The organism is Nocardia rhizosphaerihabitans (genome assembly GCF_014646295.1).
GTDB lineage: Bacteria > Actinomycetota > Actinomycetes > Mycobacteriales > Mycobacteriaceae > Nocardia > Nocardia rhizosphaerihabitans.
Map to the genome: position 1 here is coordinate 61,868 of NZ_BMNE01000002.1, position 18,225 is coordinate 80,092.

General features: G+C 69.2%; 18 protein-coding genes. 5 read left to right on the forward strand and 13 right to left on the reverse strand.

The window, feature by feature from the left end:
• Window positions 1-58: 58 nt before the first annotated feature.
• The 5 genes from fahA to IEY60_RS06740 form a co-directional block, all read right to left on the reverse strand.
• Window positions 59-1,246 (reverse strand): fumarylacetoacetase, encoded by a 1,188-nt coding sequence (gene fahA / locus IEY60_RS06720; RefSeq protein ID WP_229739619.1) that lies wholly within the window; start codon window positions 1,244-1,246, stop codon window positions 59-61.
• Window positions 1,243-2,445, reverse strand: a complete 1,203-nt coding sequence (locus IEY60_RS06725) for a homogentisate 1,2-dioxygenase (protein ID WP_189025172.1) — start codon at window positions 2,443-2,445, stop codon at window positions 1,243-1,245. Before IEY60_RS06725 ends, fahA begins: the two co-directional genes overlap by 4 nt.
• Before the next feature lie 66 nt (window positions 2,446-2,511).
• Entirely contained in the window at window positions 2,512-3,327 is an 816-nt protein-coding gene (locus IEY60_RS06730; protein WP_189025174.1) for an exodeoxyribonuclease III, read from the reverse strand.
• A gap of 15 nt (window positions 3,328-3,342) precedes the next feature.
• A complete protein-coding gene (locus IEY60_RS06735) occupies window positions 3,343-4,305 on the reverse strand; it encodes an N-acetylglutamate synthase, CG3035 family (RefSeq protein WP_189025176.1) in 963 nt (320 codons plus the stop codon).
• A complete protein-coding gene (locus IEY60_RS06740; protein WP_189025178.1) occupies window positions 4,295-4,885 on the reverse strand; it encodes a peptide deformylase in 591 nt (196 codons plus the stop codon). Before IEY60_RS06740 ends, IEY60_RS06735 begins: the two co-directional genes overlap by 11 nt.
• 180 nt (window positions 4,886-5,065) lie before the next feature.
• Between IEY60_RS06740 and napA the strand changes: the two genes are divergently transcribed.
• The 5 genes from napA to IEY60_RS06765 all read left to right on the forward strand — a co-directional run bounded on the left by napA (window position 5,066) and on the right by IEY60_RS06765 (window position 9,453).
• The gene (gene napA / locus IEY60_RS06745; RefSeq protein ID WP_189025180.1) at window positions 5,066-5,383 is read left to right on the forward strand and encodes a nucleoid-associated protein NapA; all 318 of its coding nucleotides are present in this window, start codon (window positions 5,066-5,068) and stop codon (window positions 5,381-5,383) included.
• A 115-nt stretch (window positions 5,384-5,498) separates the two neighbouring features.
• A complete protein-coding gene (locus tag IEY60_RS06750; RefSeq protein WP_229739620.1) occupies window positions 5,499-6,083 on the forward strand; it encodes a LytR C-terminal domain-containing protein in 585 nt (194 codons plus the stop codon).
• A 118-nt stretch (window positions 6,084-6,201) separates the two neighbouring features.
• On the forward strand, window positions 6,202-6,903 hold the full coding sequence (gene sodC / locus IEY60_RS06755; protein WP_189025182.1) for a superoxide dismutase[Cu-Zn]: 702 nt from the start codon (window positions 6,202-6,204) through the stop codon (window positions 6,901-6,903).
• Between the two features lie 10 nt (window positions 6,904-6,913).
• A complete protein-coding gene (locus IEY60_RS06760) occupies window positions 6,914-8,056 on the forward strand; it encodes a glutamate--cysteine ligase (RefSeq protein WP_189025184.1) in 1,143 nt (380 codons plus the stop codon).
• A gap of 50 nt (window positions 8,057-8,106) precedes the next feature.
• Window positions 8,107-9,453 carry a phosphatase PAP2 family protein gene (locus IEY60_RS06765; protein ID WP_189025186.1) on the forward strand — a complete coding sequence of 449 codons (1,347 nt, stop codon included), beginning with the start codon at window positions 8,107-8,109 and terminating at the stop codon, window positions 9,451-9,453.
• Here the strand turns inward: IEY60_RS06765 and mnhG are convergent.
• The 8 genes from mnhG to IEY60_RS06805 all read right to left on the reverse strand — a co-directional run bounded on the left by mnhG (window position 9,450) and on the right by IEY60_RS06805 (window position 18,176).
• Window positions 9,450-9,785, reverse strand: coding sequence for a monovalent cation/H(+) antiporter subunit G (gene mnhG, locus IEY60_RS06770; protein ID WP_189025188.1), 336 nt, complete (start codon window positions 9,783-9,785; stop codon window positions 9,450-9,452). The genes IEY60_RS06765 and mnhG overlap by 4 nt on opposite strands.
• Complete coding sequence (locus IEY60_RS06775; RefSeq protein WP_189025197.1) at window positions 9,782-10,042, reverse strand: monovalent cation/H+ antiporter complex subunit F; 261 nt, start codon at window positions 10,040-10,042, stop codon at window positions 9,782-9,784. The genes mnhG and IEY60_RS06775 overlap by 4 nt, the downstream gene beginning before the upstream one ends.
• Entirely contained in the window at window positions 10,039-10,596 is a 558-nt protein-coding gene (locus IEY60_RS06780) for a Na+/H+ antiporter subunit E (RefSeq protein WP_189025200.1), read from the reverse strand. Before IEY60_RS06780 ends, IEY60_RS06775 begins: the two co-directional genes overlap by 4 nt.
• Window positions 10,593-12,188 (reverse strand): Na+/H+ antiporter subunit D, encoded by a 1,596-nt coding sequence (locus IEY60_RS06785; RefSeq protein WP_189025202.1) that lies wholly within the window; start codon window positions 12,186-12,188, stop codon window positions 10,593-10,595. The genes IEY60_RS06780 and IEY60_RS06785 overlap by 4 nt, the downstream gene beginning before the upstream one ends.
• Entirely contained in the window at window positions 12,185-12,568 is a 384-nt protein-coding gene (locus IEY60_RS06790; RefSeq protein WP_189025205.1) for a Na(+)/H(+) antiporter subunit C, read from the reverse strand. Before IEY60_RS06790 ends, IEY60_RS06785 begins: the two co-directional genes overlap by 4 nt.
• Window positions 12,569-12,644: 76 nt before the next feature.
• The gene (locus IEY60_RS06795; RefSeq protein WP_189025207.1) at window positions 12,645-15,431 is read right to left on the reverse strand and encodes a Na+/H+ antiporter subunit A; all 2,787 of its coding nucleotides are present in this window, start codon (window positions 15,429-15,431) and stop codon (window positions 12,645-12,647) included.
• Between the two features lie 113 nt (window positions 15,432-15,544).
• Window positions 15,545-16,822, reverse strand: a complete 1,278-nt coding sequence (locus IEY60_RS06800) for a hypothetical protein (protein ID WP_189025209.1) — start codon at window positions 16,820-16,822, stop codon at window positions 15,545-15,547.
• An 88-nt stretch (window positions 16,823-16,910) separates the two neighbouring features.
• Complete coding sequence (locus tag IEY60_RS06805) at window positions 16,911-18,176, reverse strand: hypothetical protein (protein WP_189025210.1); 1,266 nt, start codon at window positions 18,174-18,176, stop codon at window positions 16,911-16,913.
• Window positions 18,177-18,225: the final 49 nt, after the last annotated feature.

Sequence of the window (18,225 nt, forward strand, 5' to 3'; positions counted from 1 at the left end):
CGGTATCGATTCCTGCGATGGCCGTGACAGACCCGAGTTCCGGGGTGGTGCGGTGGCATCAAGTGTTGCGGGCGGGCAGGATTCGTCCGCTGACCTGGCCGAGGCCGATGCGGCGGCCCGCCGTGCCGGGGGCGGTGGCGGTGATCGTCACCTCGTCGCCGTCGGCCAGGAAGGTACGGGATTCGCCGCGCACCGTGACGGGTCGCGTTCCGCCCCAGGACAGTTCGATGAACGAACCGCGCTGATCGGGTTCGGGACCGGAGATGGTGCCGGAGGCGTAGAGGTCGCCGGGGCGGAGGGCGGCGCCGTTGGCGGTGAGGTGGGCGAGCATCTGCGCGGGGGACCAGTACATGCGTGAATAGGGCGGGTGCGCAACGACTTCGCCGTTCCAGCTGACGGTCAGGTCGATGTCGAGGCCGTAGTCGTCGGTGCCGCGCAGGTAGGGGAGTGGTTCCGGCGACTGCGTCGGCAGGGGAATCCGGGCCTCGGCCAGCGCGGCGAGCGGGGTGATCCAGGCGGAGATCGAGGTGCTGAACGACTTGCCCAGGAACGGGCCGAGCGGCTGGTACTCCCATGCCTGGATGTCGCGGGCCGACCAGTCGTTGACCAGGGCGACGCCGAAGACATGCTCGGCGAACTCGTCGACACCCACCGGAACGCCGAGCGGCGATCCGGTGCCGACCACGAAACCCAGCTCGGCTTCGATATCGAGGCGCTGCGACGGACCGAATTCCGGTGCGCCGGAATCGGTGCGGCGCTGCCCCTGTGGGCGGATCACGGGCGTCTCCGACACGACGACCGTGCCCGCGCGGCCGTGATACCCCACCGGCAGATGCCGCCAATTCGGCAGCAGCGGTTCACTGTCCGGCCGGAACAGCCTGCCCAGGTTCGTGGCGTGGTCGATGCTGGCGTAGAAGTCGACGTAGTCGCCGATCCGTACCGGCAACGCCAGGTCCACCGCGTCGACGGGATGCAGCGCGTCGACCGGCAGTTCGGTCTCGGCGAGCTCGCGCAGGCGGTCGCGCACCGTGCGCCAGCGGGCGGGCCCGGCGGCGAGGAAGGCATTCAGATCCCGCCGGGCGAAGATCGGATCACCGAGCAGCACAACCAGATCCAGCACGGTGTTGCCGAGCCTGACCCCCACCCGGAACTCTCCCTCCGGCGGCGCGAAGACGCCGTAGGGCATGTTCTCCGGCCCGAACAGCGAGTCCGGGTGCACCTCGACGCGCAGCAGCCGGGCGCTCATCGCAGCCCCGGCCCTCGCCCGGACCAGGTCCAGGCATACGCGGGATCCTCGCAGGCCAGCGCGCCCTCCCCGAGTTGCAGCGGCCGGAACGTATCGACCATCACCGCCAGTTCGTCGAAGAACTCCGCGCCGATGCTGCGTTCGTAGGCGCCCGGTTGCGGGCCGTGCGCGTACCCGCCAGGATGCACCGACACCGAACCCTGGGTGATCCCGGAGCCCCTGCGCGCCTCGTAGTTTCCGCCGCAATAGAACATGATCTCGTCGGAATCCACATTGGAGTGGTAGTATGGCACGGGAATCGACAGCGGGTGGTAGTCCACCTTGCGCGGCACGAAATTGCAGACGACGAAGTTGCTGCCCTCGAACGCCTGATGCACCGGCGGCGGCTGATGCACCCGGCCGGTGATCGGTTCGAAGTCGGCGATATCGAAGGTGTACGGGTACAGGCAGCCGTCCCAGCCGACCACATCGAACGGGTGCGTGGCGTAGGTCATCCTGGTGCCGACCACTTCGGCGCCGGGCCGGTGCTTGACCAGCACCTCCACCTCGGCACCCTCGGCGAGCAGGAGTTCGGACGGGCCGTGCAGGTCCCGCTCGCAGTACGGCGAATTCTCCAGCAGCTGACCGAATTTCGAGAGATACCGCTTGGGTGGCGTGATGTGGCTCGACGCCTCGATCACATACGCGCGCAACGGTTCCTCGCCGGTGGGCAGCCAGCGATGCGTGGTCGCTCGCGGCATGATCAGCTGATCACCCTGGCGCACCGGCACCGCGCCGAACACGCTCTCCACCACGGCCGCACCGGATTCCACGTACACCAGCTCGTCGCCGATGGCATTGCGGTACAGCGGGGACGCGCCTTTGCCGACCACATAGGAGATCCGCACGTCGGCATTGCCCAGCAGCAACCTGCGGCCGGTGACCGGGTCGGTCTTGGCGGGTGTATCGCCGGGAAAGAGATCGGGAAGACGCAGGTGCCGATGGCGCAGTGGATGATTCGGCGTCAGCGTTTGATCGGGCAGCTCCCACACGCCCGCGTCGATGATCGCGGGCGGTAGACCACGGTGGTAGAGGAGCGAGGAGTCACCGGAGAACCCTTCCTCGCCCATCAGCTCCTCGTAATAGAGGTTGCCGCGCTCGTCCCGATGCTGCGTATGCCGCTTCGGTGGCACCGAACCGAGCTGCCGATAAAACGCCACAAGCACACCTCCCGCTACGTCGCAGGTCGGATGGTCCTGTCATCCACGGTACCGCTCGCGGCAGGCTCAGTCGGTGAACTCCGCGATGACCGGGGCGTGGTCGCTGGCGCCCTTGCCCTTGCGCTCGTCCCGGTCGACCGAGGCGTCCTTGACCGTGTCGGCGAGGGCGGGGGAGGCGAGGATGAAGTCGATGCGCATGCCCTCCTTGCGGGGGAAACGCAGCTGGGTGTAGTCCCAGTAGGTGTAGACGCCGGGTCCCGGCGCGAACGGGCGCAGCACATCGCGGAAGCCGGTGTCGAGCATGCTCTGGAACGCGGCGCGCTCGGGCCCCGAGGTGTGGGTCTTGCCCTCGAAGAACTCCGGCGACCACACGTCGTCGTCGGTCGGCGCGATATTCCAGTCGCCGACCAGGGCGATCTTCGCCGCCGGATCGTCGGCCAGCCAGCCGGTCGCCTGCTCACGCAGGGTCGACAGCCAGTTCAGCTTGTAGGCGTAATGCGGGTCGGCGAGGGCGCGGCCGTTGGGCACGTACAGGCTCCACACCCGCACTCCGCCGCAGGTCGCGCCGATCGCCCTGGCCTCGACCACCGGCGACTCGATCAGCGAGTCGCCCGCGTTCTTGTCGAAACCGGGCTGGTGCGGGAACGCGACCTCGACATCGGTGAGGCCGACCCGGGACACGATGGCCACACCGTTCCACTGGTTGAGCCCGACGTGGGCGACCTCGTAGCCGGCCGCGTCGAACTGCTCGTAGGGGAACTGGTCGTCGCGGCACTTGGTTTCCTGGATCGCCAGCACATCGATGTCGTTGCGGTCGAGGAAGGCGATCACCCGATCGACGCGGGAGCGGACCGAGTTGACGTTCCAGGTGGCGAGACGCACTGTCGCGTTCCTTTCCTACGTCGCGCTGGGCGGCGCGGCGTAGCGGTAGCTGTGGTGTTCGAGGAAGCCGAGCTCGCGGTAGAGCGCGAGTCCGGCGGCATTGCCTACTTCCACCTGCACGTAGGCGTGGGTGGCGCCGTGCTCGGCGCCCCAGCGGATCAGTTCGGCGCACAGCAGCGCGGCGAGTCCGTTGCGGCGGTGCGCGGTCGCGACGGCGACACAGGTCAGGCCGACCCAGCGCCTGCCGTCGGGTGCGGTGGTCACCGCGCCGCGGCCGATGGCCAGCGGCTCCGGCATGCCGAGCGAGGCGAAGCCGAGCGCGCCGTCCAGGACCGAGGTGAGCACGGTGCGGTCCGGTGCGCGCACGGTTGGATCGAGCGGTATCTCGCCGCGGTACCGGTGCACAGCCAGCCAGCCGTCGTCGGGTTCGGCGGCGATCCGCACCATCGACGGGCCTTGTGGCAGCACGAAATTCGCGATGTCGAGACCGAGGACGACGGTCTCGCTCCAGGTGTTCCAGCCCGGCGGGACCGGGGCGAGCCGATCGGGCAGCTGCAACAGCAGCGGCAGCCCGTTGGCGGTGTACCAGTCCGCTATCCGGTGCATGGTGTCGATCGACAACACCGCGGGCACGCCGGATTCACCCAGCGGCACAGCGGAATTCGCGCGCCCGGTGTAGCCGTTGCCCGCCCGCACGAGCCAGCCGTCGATCCACAGGTGACTGCTGCCCGGCCACGCCGCGGCCGCCGCGGTCTCCAGCGACCTGATCTCCTTGGTGCGAATCGGCCTCGGCCCCAGAGCTTTCAGCGCGACGACCCGATCGGCCGCGACCGAGACCAGCTCGCCCTCGGCGGTGCGCACCGACGGCGGACTCAGCGACACCAGTTCGCCGATCACATCGGTGAGCGGCTGTGGATAACCCTCCGGCAGCTGGTACCGCATCACCACGCGGCGGCCGAGGGGGATCTCAGTCGTCATGACCGAACGGATCGGGCACCGTGCCCGGGATCCAGCTCAGACCCGGTGTGCCCCAGCCGTTGCGCTTGATGGCCTTCTTCGCCGCGCGGGCATTGCGGCCGATCAGCACGTCGACGTAGAGGAATCCGTCGAGGTGGCCCACTTCGTGCTGGAGCATCCTGGCGAAGAAGCCGGTGCCCTCGATGTCGACGGGCTCGCCCTTCTCGTCGGTGCCGGTGACCCTGGCCCAGTCGGCGCGACCGGTGGGGAACTGCTCGCCCGGCACGGACAGGCAACCCTCTTCGTCGTCGTCGGGATCGGGCATGGTCTCCGGGATCGCGGAGGTCTCCAGCACCGGGTTGATCACCACGCCTTTGCGGCGGATCGGCTGGCCTGTCGCGTCGAAGTCGGGGCAGTCGTAGACGAACAGCCGCTTGCCGACGCCGACCTGGTTGGCCGCCAGGCCGACACCCTTGGATTCCTCCAGGGTGTCGTACATGTCCGCGATCAGGTCGGCCAGCTCGGCCGGCGTCTCCGTCACCGGTGCGGTGGGGTTGTGGAGGACGGGGTCACCGACGATCACGATCGGGAGAATTGCCATGGCCGCCATTATCGCGGTTCGCGCGCCTCGGCGAGCGGCGACCCCTGTGGCTTGCGCCACCCTACTGGCCTGTAGTCAACACGCCGGGACATCGCTCGGACGATCCGGCCGCTACATGGTTGAATGATCCGCGACGTGCAAGCGTCATTTTCATCTCGTGATACTCGGCGAGGGAGCAAGATGGACGGCGCAGCGGCTCGCAATATCGAGGCTCGTACGACGGAAGACGCGGCCATCGACGAAGGCAGTGGTCTGAGTCGCCGTGAGCTCGACATCCTCGATTTCGAACGCAAATGGTGGAAGTACGCGGGCGCCAAGGAAGACGCGATCCGCGAATTGTTCTCCATGTCGGCGACCAGGTACTACCAGGTCCTCAACGCGGTCGTCGACAAGGAAGAAGCGCTGGCGGCCGACCCGATGCTGGTCAAGCGCCTGCGCAGGCTGCGGGCGAGCAGGCAGAAAGCGCGTGCAGCGCGCCGACTCGGTTTCCAGGTCTGACTGTGTACACGGCGCCGCACACAGGCCCTGCGTGGTTACGCACGCTGCCGCCTCCGGGCCGTGAGTTCGCGTCGCGGACAGCCACACAGAGGTGGTTGCGACTAGGGTTGCGCGGGTGAGCAACCCTAATCCCACCCCCGGCGGCCCACCGCTGCGCGCGCTGGCGATGGTGTTGATCGCGCTGGCCATCGTCTTCGCCGGTCTGGGTGCGATGTCGTTGTCGAACTCCGGTGCCGACGCATCCGATTCGGGCGAGCAGACCGAGACGACGACCTCCAGCGTGGTCGCGCAGGCGCCCGCGACCACGGCCGCCGCGACGACCACCAGCGCGACCGCCGCCCCGACCACGACGACCGTCGCACCGACGACCACCACGGCGCCCACGACCACGGCACCCACCACGGCACCCGCCGCGCCCGCGGCCACCGTCGATCAGAGTGTGCCTGTGCGGGTGCTGAACAACAGCCTGGTCGCGGGCTTGGCCGCCCGCACCGCGAGCGAACTGACCTCGGCGGGCTGGAGCAATGTCAGCACCGGCAACTACAACGGCTCGAACCTGACCGCCACGACGGTGTTCTACGGCACCGGCGCGGGCGACAAGGCCGCGGCCACCCAGATCGCCGCGGAGATCGGCGGAACGGTCGTGCCGAAGTCCGGTGATACCTCGCCGGGCGTCGTGGTCGTGCTGACCGGCAGCTGAACGAGGCACGGCACGCGGTGCCAGGGGCTGTGCCTGCGCTGTGGCATCATCTTGAGCGGTACAGCCCTGTCCACCCAGCTTTACTCGTTAAACTCGGTACTCGTAAAGGAGTTCCCTGATGGCCACGTCGACAACTCGTCGCCCGTCCTGGCGCATTGTGACCCCGGTGCTGGCGGTTGCCGTGTTCGGTCTCGCTGCTTGCACCAACAGCCAGGAGTCGAGTGACGTCAAGGGAACCACGCCGCCGGTGTGGACCAGCTCGCCCGCGCCCGCGGGTACCGGCGATGCGCACGGCGGCGGCGGCCACGCCGCGCCGACCACCACCGACGGCCACGGCGGCGGCGAGCACGGCGCCCCGGCGGCGGCCGGTGGTCTGAAGACCGACCTCAAGAACAGCTCCGGCGCGAATGTCGGCACCGCGACCATCGTCGCCGAGGGCAGCCACCTGGTCGTCACCGTCGAGGCGCAGGGCCTGACCCCCGGCTTCCACGGCCTGCACTTCCACCAGAACGGCACCTGTGAGGGCGACTTCGCCTCCGCCGGCGGTCATCTGCAGGTCGGCGCGGCCAACGCGCACCCGGCCAGCGGCGATCTGACCTCGCTGCAGGTCAACGCCGACGGCACCGCGAAGCTGGTCACCCGGACCGACACGGTCACCCTGGACAACGTCAAGGGCAAGGCCCTGATCGTGCACTCCGGCGCCGACAACTTCGGCAACATCCCGCCCCGGTACTCCCGCGAGGGTGGCACCGGCCCCGACGAGACCACGCTGTCCACGGGTGACGCTGGAACCCGGGTCGCCTGCGGCGTGGTCGGTTAGCGAGACGCACATGGCCGGGGCAATCCAGTCGGTACCGTTCCCTGGTTCGCCCCGGCCGACCATCGGCATCGAGTGGGAGATCGCGCTTGTCGACAAGGTGACGCGTGATCTGTCGAACACCGCCTCCGCGGTGTTCGACGCCGTCGGCGATCTGCGTGCCTACGACGGGACGCCGCAGGTCACCAAGGAATTGCTGCGCAACACGGTCGAATTGGTGACCGGTGTGCACGACACGGTCGGCGGCGCGGTCGACGATCTGCGCGGCACCATGGACGCGGTGCGCCGCGCGGCCGATCCGCTCGGCGTCGACCTGTTCTGCGCCGGCACCCATCCGTTCGCGCAGTGGTCGGCCCAGCAGCTCACCCGCTCACCGCATTACGACGAGCTGATCGAGCGTACCCAGTGGTGGGGCCGCCAGATGCTGATCTGGGGCGTGCACGTGCACGTGGGAGTCTCGCACCGGGACAAGGTCTTTCCGATCCTGAACTCGCTGCTGCTGTCGTATCCGCATCTGCTCGCGCTCTCGGCGTCCTCACCGATGTGGTCCGGTGACGACACCGGTTACGCCAGCAATCGCGCGCTGATGTTCCAGCAGCTGCCGACCGCCGGTCTGCCGTTCCAGTTCGAGAACTGGCCGCAGTTCGAGGGTTTCGTGCACGACCAGCTCAAAACCGGTGTGTTCGAACAGCTCGGCGGCATGCACTGGGACATCCGGCCCGCGCCCAAGTGGGGCACGATCGAGATCCGGGTGTGCGACGGGCTGTCCAGCCGGGCGGAGCTGGCCTCGGTGGCCGCGCTGATCCACTGCCTGGTAGTCGATCTGGAGCGCAGGCTCGACGCGGGCGAGAACCTGCCGACGCTGCCGCCGTGGCATGTGCAGGAGAACAAGTGGCGGGCAGCGCGCTACGGGCTCGACGCCATCGTGATCGTCGACGACGCCAGTAATGAGCGTTTGGTCACAGACGATCTGATGGATCTGCTGAACAAACTGGAGCCGACCGCGAAGCGGCTCGGCTGCGCCGACGAATTGGCCGCCGTCGCCGACATTCCCCGCCACGGTGCCTCCTACCAGCGGCAACGTCGCGTCGCCGCGCAATCGCAGGGTGATCTTGTCGCGGTCGTCGATTCGCTGGTGCGCGAGCTGGATCAGTAGCGTTCAGCTACACAGCGGGGTGGTGTTAACCCGCCGTTTACGATGTCGGGATGCTTGTCGAACATCCGCGCGGCGCTGCGGGGGGTGCCGCTCTCCGGAACCGTCTCCGTGAGCCACGCACACTCGCCGTCGTCGGGGTGTCGTCGGTGCTGGCGCTGCTCGTCGGATTGCAGATCGCCGCGTTCGTCAACGGTTTCGACGGACCACTGGCGAGTCTGGCCCGTGACTACATCGGCACGCCGAAGTCGATGTCGGTGCCGTGGGCCGGGCTGGTGCTCGCACTGGTCGGGGTCAATGCGCGCAGGCGGGTCTTCGCGGTGTTCGCGGCGGTCGGGATCGACGCGGTGTGCGCCGCGCTGCGGCTGCTCGACGGCAAGCCGTTCACGGTCGGCAACGGCCCGACCATCGTCTTGACCGTGCTCGCGATCGTCGCGGCGGTGCGCTGGAGCGGTCGCGAACGTACGGACGCGGTGAAGGCGGCGGCGCTGGGTGCGCTGCTCGTGCTCGCCACGAAGGTCGGTGACGTGTGGCTGCACGTCACCTCGGCGGTGCGGCCCGCGGTGCTCGACGAATATCTGTTGCTCGCCGATCACGCGCTCGGTGACCCGTCGTGGGTCATGGGCCGGGTGCTGGATGTGCTCGGGCCCGAGGTGTACGCGGTGCTGCACTGGGTGTACATCGAGCTGCCGGTGGCGGCGATCGTGGTCGCGGTGTGGCAGTTGCGCAGGGTCGTCCCGACCGGGGAGTGGCCGTCGCACTACCTGGTTCGCACGTTCCTGGTGCTCGGGCTGGTCGGCCCGCTGTTCTATGTGCTGTTTCCCGTCGTGGGGCCGATGTTCGCGTTCGGCGCGGACGGGCACGGTTTCCAGGTGGGCAATTTCTGGCCGACGGCGTTGCCGCCGATCGACCGCAGTCCGGCGGCGCTGCCGTTCGACGCGTTCACGCCGCGCAACTGCATGCCGTCGATGCATACCGCGTGGGCGCTGTCGCTGTTCATCCACACCCGTCGTGATGTCGACGGGTCACGCGCGCCGGCCTGGCTGCGCTGGGGTGGCGCGTTCTGGCTGGCCGCGACCGTGGCCGCGACGCTCGGATTCGGTTACCACTACGGCGTCGACCTGGTGGCGGGCGCGGTGCTGTGCCTGACCGTCGAGTCGGCGCTGCGATCGCCCGAGCGCGGCTGGGGTGCGTTCCGGGTGCGGATGGTCGGCTTCGGTGCGGTCGTGTTCGCGGGGCTGCTGCTGGCCTACCGGTACCTGGCGGTGCCGATGGCCGAGTACCCGGTGCTCGCGGGCGCGATCGTCATCGGGCTGTTGGCCGCCGTGGCCGCCGCGTTCCATGCCACCTGGTTCGCCGCCGCGCCCCGGCCCGCGATGGTGCGGGTGGCCGCCGGTTAGTCGTCGGCGGCGTTGCCCAGTTCGTTGATCCGCAGCAGGCCGTCGCGGTGGCGCTGTTCGCGGTAGGCGGTGCGGCCGATGAGGTGGGCGATGACGGGTGCGGTGAGGATGGTGAACAGGCCGGTCAGCACCAGCATCCACACATTGACGTCGTTCCTGATGTCGATCCCGGTGCCGACGAGGACCAGGACCAAGCCGACCACCTGCGGCTTGGTCGCGGCGTGCATGCGGGTGAGGGTGTCGGGGAACCGCACGATGCCGATGGCCGCGGTGAACGCGAGCGCGCAGCCGGTCAGGATCAGCGCGGCCGAGACCCATTCCCATGCCGTCATCGGTCGTCCCTGACGCGGAAGCGCGACACCGCGGCCGAGCCGAGGAACCCGACCAGCGCCAGCGCGACGATCGCCGGGATCACCGTGGTGTCGTTGCTGTAGGCGGCCCAGACCGCGAGTCCGGCGGCGGCGATGGCCATCAGCGAGTCGATCCCGACGACCCGGTCGAGGGTGCTCGGACCCGCCAGCACGCGGTAGCTGGTGATCACCGCGGCCGCGGTGAGCAGGATGCCGGCGATGATGGCGACGACGGTCACGGGCGCTCCTCCGGATCGAGGCGCCTGCGTTCGCTCGGCCGTTCGAAGGCGTTGATCAGCAGATGCTCCAATCGCCGTGTGGTGCTGTAGAACTTCAGCACCGACTTCTCACTGCCCACGTCGAGCACGTGGACATAGACCACACAGCGCGCCCGGTCCACCTCGAGCACCATGGTGCCGGGGATCAGGTTGAGCAGGTCGGTCGCCATCACCAGGACCAGATCGGACTGGATGCCGAGGTGCACCCGTAGCACACCGGACACGGGTGGTCCGGCGGGCCGGATGGCGAACCAGGCCACCTGCAGACTCGATTCGAGCGCGTAATAGACACTCACCACGATCAGTTCGAGGAACGACAGCGGGTGGAATCGGCCGGTCACCGGCACCAGCGGCAGTGGCAGCGCGAAGACGACGATCAGCGCGACAACGAGACCGCCGATGAGATTGGCCGGGCTGAGGCCACCCCACAGCGCGACCCACACCGCGGTCAACCACGCCAGCACGCCGATCCGCAGCGCGTTGTCGCGGTTGGCCAGGAACCCGAGCGTGTTCATCGTGCCTCCGGCCCGAGCACCGAGTCGATGTAGACCGACGGGTCGTTCAAGTCGGCGGCCGCCCGTTCGGCGATGCCGAGGATCGGCCCGGCGAGCACGGTCAGCGCGAGTCCGGCGGCGACCAGGCCGGTGGTCGCGAGCACCATGAGCACCGGCATCCGGCCGGGATCGGTGCGGTCCTCGTAGTACACGTCGGTCGAATCCTCCACCAGGGTGGGTGGTTTCGCCGCGGTGAGATGACCCTCCGGCGCTTCCTCGCGCGGCCGCCAGAAGGCCTTGCTCCACACCCTGGCTACCGCGTACAACGTCAGCAGACTGGTGACGACCGAGCCCGCGACGAGCACCCAGGCCAGCACACTGCCGTCGGCGGCACCCGCCTCCAGCAGGGCGACCTTGCCGATGAACCCCGAGAACGGCGGAATACCACCGAGATTCAATGCGGGTACCAGGAACAGCACGGCCAGCAGCGGGCTCGCGGTGGCCAGCCCGCCGATCCGGCGCAGCGACACCGAGCCCGCCTGGCGTTCGATGAGGCCGACGGCGAGGAACAGCGCGGTCTGCACCAGGATGTGGTGGGCGACGTAGAAGACCGCGCCGGTCAGGCCCGCCGTGGTGGCCAGCCCGATACCGAAGACCATGTAGCCGATGTGGCTGACCAGGGTGAACGAGAGCAGTCGCCGGATGTCGGTCTGCGCGATCGCGCCGAGGATGCCGACCAGCATCGTCACCAGCCCGCAGACCAGCAGGATGTCGTCGAACGCGCCGTCGGGGAACCACAGGGTGTCGGTGCGGATGATCGCGTACACACCGACTTTGGTGAGCAGACCGGCGAAGACGGCGGTCACCGGCGCCGGGGCGGTGGGGTAGGAGTCGGGCAGCCAGCTCGACAGCGGGAACACCGCGGCCTTGATCCCGAACGCCACCAGCAGCACCGCGTAGCAGGCGGTCCGCACACCGCTCGGCGTCGCTTCCAGCCGCACGGCCAGTTGCGCGAGATTCAGTGTCCCGGTGGCGGCGTAGGTGATACCGATGCCGATCAGGAAGATCAGCGACGACACCATCGACACCATCACATAGGCGATGCCGGTGCGGATGCGTTCCTCGGTGGCGCCGACGGTGAGCAACACGAACGACGCCACGAGCAAGACCTCGAAGCCGACGAACAGGTTGAACAGGTCACCGGCCAGGAACGCCGTCGACACCCCCGCGGTCAGCACCAGATATGTGGGCCGGTAGATCGAGGTCGGCTGGTGTTCGTCGCCGTCGGAGATGTTCTGTCCCGCACCGTAGATCGACACCACCAGCAGCACGAACGCCGACACCAGCAGCATCGCCGCCGAGAGCCGGTCGACCACCAGGGTGATCCCGATCGGGGTCGGCCAGCCGCCCACCTGCACCGCGGTGGTGCCGTCGCGGTCGGCCAGATGCAGCAGCAGTGCGCTGACCACCAGCACGCACGACAGCGCGCTCAGCGAGATCATCGCCTGCAGCCGGGGGCGGCGACCGAACACCAGCGTCGCCGCGGCGCCGAGCAGCGGGATCAGCACAGGCAGTGCGGCGATGGCGGGCAGCAGCTCCGGGGACAGGGTCACTGTTCGGGATCCTCCTGCTCCCGCCGCGCGGCGATCTGGGCGTCCTCGGGGTCGTTGTGCACGTCCTCTGTGGTGGTCAGCATGTAGGAGCGGTAGGCCAGCGCGAGTACGAACGCGGCCAGCCCCATGGTGATCACGATCGCGGTGAGCACCATCGCCTGGGCCAGCGGGTCGGCCATGCCGTCGTGCGCGGTGTCGGCGCTGCCCAGGACCGGCGGTTTCCCGTCCGGGCCGCCCATGGTGAGGATCAGCAGGTTCACGGCGTTGCCGAGCAGGATCATGCCGAGCAGCATCTTCGAGACGATCCGCTCGAGCAGCAGGTAGACACCGCACGCGGTGAGCGCGCCGATGGTGATCAACAGAATCAAGTTGGCGCTCATGCCTCCACCTCGCAGGCGCTCGGCTCCGGCCTGACCGCCAAGGCGGCTGTGCTTATCCGCCGCTCGCTGCGCTCGCTCATACGAGTTCCTTGTCCAGGCGGGCGCCGAGGCTGCGCAGCACATCGAGTGCCAGCCCGACCACGACCAGGTAGACGCCGAGGTCGAAGAACAGCGCGGTGACCAGCTTGATGTGGCCGAGGACCGGCAGCGTCACCTCGACAATCGCCGAGGACAGCGGGGGCGCGCCGAGCAGCAGCGACGCGGTCGCGGTGCCCGCGGCCAGGGTGAGACCGGCGCCGAGAAGGTGCCCGGCGTCCACCGGCAGCGCCTCGCCGAGTTCGTACCGACCACCCGCCAGATAGCGCAGCGTCAGCGCGAGCCCGGCGATCAGTCCGCCCGCGAAGCCGCCGCCGGGAGCGTTGTGGCCGGAGAAGAAGAAGTACACCGACAGCACCATGATGGTGGGGAAGATCAGGCGGGTGGTGATCTGCAGGACCATCGAGCGTTCGCGCCGATCGACCAGCCGGGCCGCGGGCAGCCAGCTCACCGCGTCGGGGTCGTAGTGGGGTGAGTCGGCGGCGCGCGGCGCGCTGCCGAAGCGGCGGCTGCGGAACACCAGCGAGGCGACGCCGGTCGCGGCGACGACGAGCACCGAGATCTCGCCGAGGGTGTCCCAGGCGCGGATGTCGACCAGCAGCACATTGACCGCGTTCTTGCCGCCGCCGATCCGGTAGGCCGCGTCGGGAATGGCCTGCCAGATCGGTTCGCTGCGCCGGGCTGCGGTGGCGAAGGCAGCCAGCACCGCGACGGTGACACCGACGCCGATCGCCAGCAGCGCCCGCCTGACCTTGAACGCCGTGGCCTGGTCTTCGGCGATCTCGGCGGGGAACGCGCGCAGCACCAGCACGAAGATCACCAAAGTCAGTGTCTCGACGAGGAATTGGGTCAGAGCCAGATCGGGTGCGCCGTGCAGCGCGAAGATGACGCCGCAGCCGTAGCCGGTGACCCCGACGACGAGCACGCTGGCCAAGCGGTTGCGCAACACCGTCGCCGCCAGTGCCATCGAGATCATGATCCCCCCGATCGCCGCCTGCAACGGCGAATCCCACAGGCGCAGTTCGACTCCCGTGCGCGTGCCGAGGGCGAGCAGGATCGTCGGCAACACGATCAGGGTGCCGAGGATGGCGGCCTGGCTCGCCGGCAGCGAACCGGACTGCACAGTGCCGGTGATGCGCAGCGAGAGCCGGTCCATCGCGCGCAGGGCCGCGTCGTAGTTGCGATCGGCATTGCCCAGTCGCGGGTGCGCTGGTTCGCCGATCCGGCCGCGGATGAGGAACAGCGCGAGACCGGCCGCGACGATCAGCACCGTCAGCGCGAGCGGTCCGGTGAAGCCGTGCCACAGCGCGAGGTGGGTGTCCAGGACGCCGGGCAGTGACGTGGCGTAGGGACGCAGCCACCGGTCGACAGCGTGGGTGTCGAGACCGGCCGCGAGCCCGGCCACCGCGAGTACCGCGGGCGGCCCGAGCAGCAGCGGACCCGGCGCGTGCCAGGTCACCACGCGCTCGGGATTCGCGGTGACACCGAAAGCGCCCCACACGAATCGGATGCTGTAGGCCATCGTGAACGCCGACCCGACGGCAACACCCGCCAGCAAGGCCACCTTCGCCTGCGTACTCACCACCTCGGTCGACCACAGTGCGCTCAGTGCCGACTCCTTGCCGACGAACCCGAGCAACGGCGGCAGCCCCGCCATGCTGAACGCCGCGATCACCGCGACCGCGCACAGCCACGGCGCTCGCCTGCCGAGCCCGGACAACCGGCGCAGATCCCGCGTGCCCGCACCGTGGTCGATGATGCCGACCACCATGAACAGGCTCGCCTTGAACAGGGCGTGCGCCACCAGCAGCGTGATGGCGGCCAGCGCCGCGTCCGGCGTGCCGATCGCCATCATCGTGATCAGCAGACCCAGCTGGCTGACGGTGCCGAACGCCAGCACCAGCTTCAGATCGTGCACCTGGATCGCCCGCCAGCCCGCCAGCAACATCGTGGCGACACCGAGCGGCAGCAGCAGCACATGCCACGGTGTCGTCTGCGCGAACGCGGGCGCGAGCCGGGCCACCAGGTAGACGCCCGCCTTCACCATCGCGGCGGCATGGAGATAGGCGCTCACCGGGGTCGGCGCCGCCATCGCGCCGGGGAGCCAGAAGTGCAGCGGCACGATCGCCGATTTGCTGATCGCGCCGATCAACACGAGCACGATCCCCACCGAGACCGCGGTCCCGGCGGGCGGTGTGGTCGCGAGCAGATCGGAGAGCAGGAAGCTGCCGTAGCGCGTCCCGAGGATGACGATCCCCACCAGCATCGCCAGCCCGCCCGCACCGGTCACCAGCAGCGCCTGGATCGCCGCCCGCCGGCTGACCGCGCGTTCGGCGTAGTGCCCGACGAGCAGGAACGACAGCACCGTCGTGATTTCCCAGAACACGTAGAGCAGCAGCATGTTGTCGCTGGTGACCAGGCCGAACATGGCGCCGGCGAAACCCATGAGCTCAGCGGCGAATACGCCGAGCCTGGCCTCGTCGCGCTCGAAATAGCGGCCACAGTAGGCCAGGATCAGCGCGCCGATGCCGAGCACGAGCACACACATCACCGCGGCGAGCGAGTCGAAGCGCAGGTCGATGTCCATCGAGATCTGCGGCGCCCATTGCGTATGCGTGCGCACGGTCGTTCCCCAGTGCGCGATCACCCAGCCGAGGCTGCCGAGCGGGACCAGGGCCAGCGGGTAGAAAGCGTTGCGGCCCAGCACTCGTACGCACAGCGGTGCCACCAGGGCGGCCAGCGCGTGGACGAGCAGTACGGCGAGCAACTCTCCTCCGTCGGGTCGGTAGCGGTCGAGTAGCTCGCTCCGATCCTACGGGCGATGCCGGGATGTGCGCCGGTACCGCGGCTGTCGCGTCGGCCATGTCGCGGGGGGCTCGGCTATGACACGGTCGCGTTTTCCGATGCGGCGGGACGGATCCGGTACAGCAGGAGCAGGCCCGCCGCGGCGCCGACGATGATGGCGAGTGCGGCTCTGGCCGGCGTGCTCTCGTCGGCGACGGTCGTGCTGGTCGGCCATTGCCGATCCCCGGTGGGAATGGACCACAGGATCGAGGGCAGGTACAGCGCGCCGAGTCCGAGCACGGCGCTCGGCAGGTAGCTGACCCGGATCGAGCCGACCGCCAAGCCCGCGACGCAAGTCACCAGGATCGTCCCGGCAGTCCAGGTGTACGACCACGGGAAACGTTGTGCGACCGAGGCGAACACGCAGATCACGGCGGCGCCGAGCAGGACACCCCACGAAGTCCCCCAGCGCAGGCCCGCCAGGACGGCGGCCGCGCCGACAACAAGGACGAGCACGAGATGCCAGCCGAGACCGGAGGCGTCACCGAGCGAGTCGGCCGCCGCGGCCACGCTGACCGCGACCAGGACACCGGCGCCGTCGCGGCCGGGTAGCAGGGTGGCCGCGGCGAACGCGGCAACGACGGTGATCGCCACGGCGAGGGCGATCTGCCAGAAGTTCCCGCGACGACCGTCGAACTCGCGGCCGAGCCATTCGGTGGCGACCAGCAGCGACAGCGACACCACGGTCGCGGCCACGATCGGGCTGATCGGCAGATCGGCGGCAAGGCGCGGTACGGCGGGCAGCATGACGCCGTGCCGATGACGCAGGGTGTTCACCGCGAGCAGCACGACCGCGGCGACGATCAACCAGACAGGGGTGTGCGCCGACTTGTCCGCCGTCGCCGCGGAGTTCGAGGTGAACACGGCGACGACCTCGCCGTAGACGAACACCACCACCACGCCGAGCGCGAAACCGGTCGCCGGCCAGCGCATCCGCCACGCGCAGATGCCCAGCGCGCCGAACAGCACGCCGCCGCACAGCGAGTCGATGTAGTTCTGGGTGGTGAGCACGTCGGCCGAGACCATCGTCCGCCCGACGAAGTAGTTGACCGCCAGCGCCGCCGCCCCGGCCGTCGCGGTGAGCCAGATCAGGCCGGGCCGGTTGATCGGCCTGGCCAGCACGGCGACGACGACCGCCACGATGAGCCCGAGCGCGGCCGCGCGCGGGACGCTGTTGATCAGGCTGGTGACGTGATAGGGCGAATTGTCCTCGGCGCCCGCACCGAAGGTGAACGGCAGGAACAGCGACATTCCGGCCGCCGCGGACCCGGCGAAGGCCGTGACCGCGTCCAGACCATCCCCGATCTTGGGCACCGTTCGACGATACCGGCGCACACCCCGCTCACCTGGGATGTCGCGCTCAGCGAGCGGCGCGCGGCGAACCATGTCGCGCCGGGTACGGCTATGGCGTGACCGCAGGCGTTGGTTCGGCGGACCGGATCCGGTACAGCAGCAGCAGCGCGGCCGCGCCGCCGATCGTGATGGCCAGCGCGGCCCGGCCTGCGGTGGCTTCGGACACCGGCTCCGCGCCGGTCGGCCAATTCCGCAGACCGGTGGGAATCGACCACAGGATCGACGGAAGGTACACGGCGCCGAGTCCGAGCACGGCACTGGGCCCGTAGCTGACCCGGATCGAGCCGAACGCATACCCGGCGACCACGGCCAGCACCAGCGTGCCGACCATCCAGACGAACGTCCACGGCAGGCGTTCGGAGAACGTGACGAACACGCAGAGCGCGCCGGTGCCGCACAGGACGGCCAACGGCGAGGCCCAGCGCAGGCCGGCCAGGATGCCCGCGGCCGCCGCGCCGAGCACCAGCACGATCTTCCAGCCCAGGCTCGGGCCGTCGATGACCGAGTCGCCCGCGGCGGCCAGGCTGACGGCGACCAGGACAGCCGCCCCGTCGCGGCCGGGCAGCAGGGTGGCCGCGACGAACGCGGCGAAGACCGTGACCGCCACCGCGAGCGCTATGGGCCAGAAGCCTCGGTGTCCCCCGCTGAACTCACGCTGGAGCCATTCGGTGGCCAGTAACACCGACAGCGCGAGGATCGTCGCGGACACGATCGGGACCATCGGCAGATCGGCGGTGAGCTGCGGCACGGCGGGCGGCTTGATGGTGTGCCGGTGCCGGACGGAGTTCACGGCGAGCAGCACGACAGCGGCGATGATCAGCCCCGACGGGCTGTGCACGGCCCGGTCCGTCGTCGTCAACGTATTCTCGGTGACCAGCGCGATCACTTGGCCGTACACGAACACCGCCACCGAGCCGAGTGCGAAACCGGCTGCGGCCCACCGCATCTGCAGGGAACAGAGGCACAGGGCGCCGAAGATCACGCCGCCGAACAGCGCGTTCACATAGTTCTGAGTGGTGAGGACCTCGGCCGAGTCCATGGCGTGGCCGACAAAATAGTTGAGCCCCAGCGCCGCGGTGGCGCAGGCGGCGACGAGCCAGTCGAGTCCCGGCCGGATCAGCACGGCCACGACGACGGCGACGATCAGTCCCAGGGTCGTCGCGCGGGGAATGCTGTTTGCCCAGCTGGCCATCTGATAGGGGGTGTCGATCACCGAGCTGGAGCGGGAGGTGAACGGCACGAACAGTGCGATCCCCGCGATCGCGGCGCCTGCGAACGCCGAGACCGCATCCACACCATCCCCAAACGTGGGCACAGCTTGACGATACTCGCCGAAACGCCCTTCTAGCTGCGACGTCGTCGGT

Coding starts and splice junctions, on each gene's coding strand:
- IEY60_RS06780 (WP_189025200.1), bottom strand. CDS start 10,596: ATGAACACGCTCGGGTTCCTGGCCAACCGCGACAACGCGCTGCGGATC.
- IEY60_RS06740 (WP_189025178.1), bottom strand. CDS start 4,885: ATGGCAATTCTCCCGATCGTGATCGTCGGTGACCCCGTCCTCCACAAC.
- napA (WP_189025180.1), top strand. CDS start 5,066: ATGGACGGCGCAGCGGCTCGCAATATCGAGGCTCGTACGACGGAAGAC.
- sodC (WP_189025182.1), top strand. CDS start 6,202: ATGGCCACGTCGACAACTCGTCGCCCGTCCTGGCGCATTGTGACCCCG.
- IEY60_RS06790 (WP_189025205.1), bottom strand. CDS start 12,568: ATGAGCGCCAACTTGATTCTGTTGATCACCATCGGCGCGCTCACCGCG.
- IEY60_RS06735 (WP_189025176.1), bottom strand. CDS start 4,305: ATGACGACTGAGATCCCCCTCGGCCGCCGCGTGGTGATGCGGTACCAG.
- mnhG (WP_189025188.1), bottom strand. CDS start 9,785: ATGACGGCATGGGAATGGGTCTCGGCCGCGCTGATCCTGACCGGCTGC.
- fahA (WP_229739619.1), bottom strand. CDS start 1,246: ATGAGCGCCCGGCTGCTGCGCGTCGAGGTGCACCCGGACTCGCTGTTC.
- IEY60_RS06765 (WP_189025186.1), top strand. CDS start 8,107: ATGCTTGTCGAACATCCGCGCGGCGCTGCGGGGGGTGCCGCTCTCCGG.
- IEY60_RS06760 (WP_189025184.1), top strand. CDS start 6,914: ATGGCCGGGGCAATCCAGTCGGTACCGTTCCCTGGTTCGCCCCGGCCG.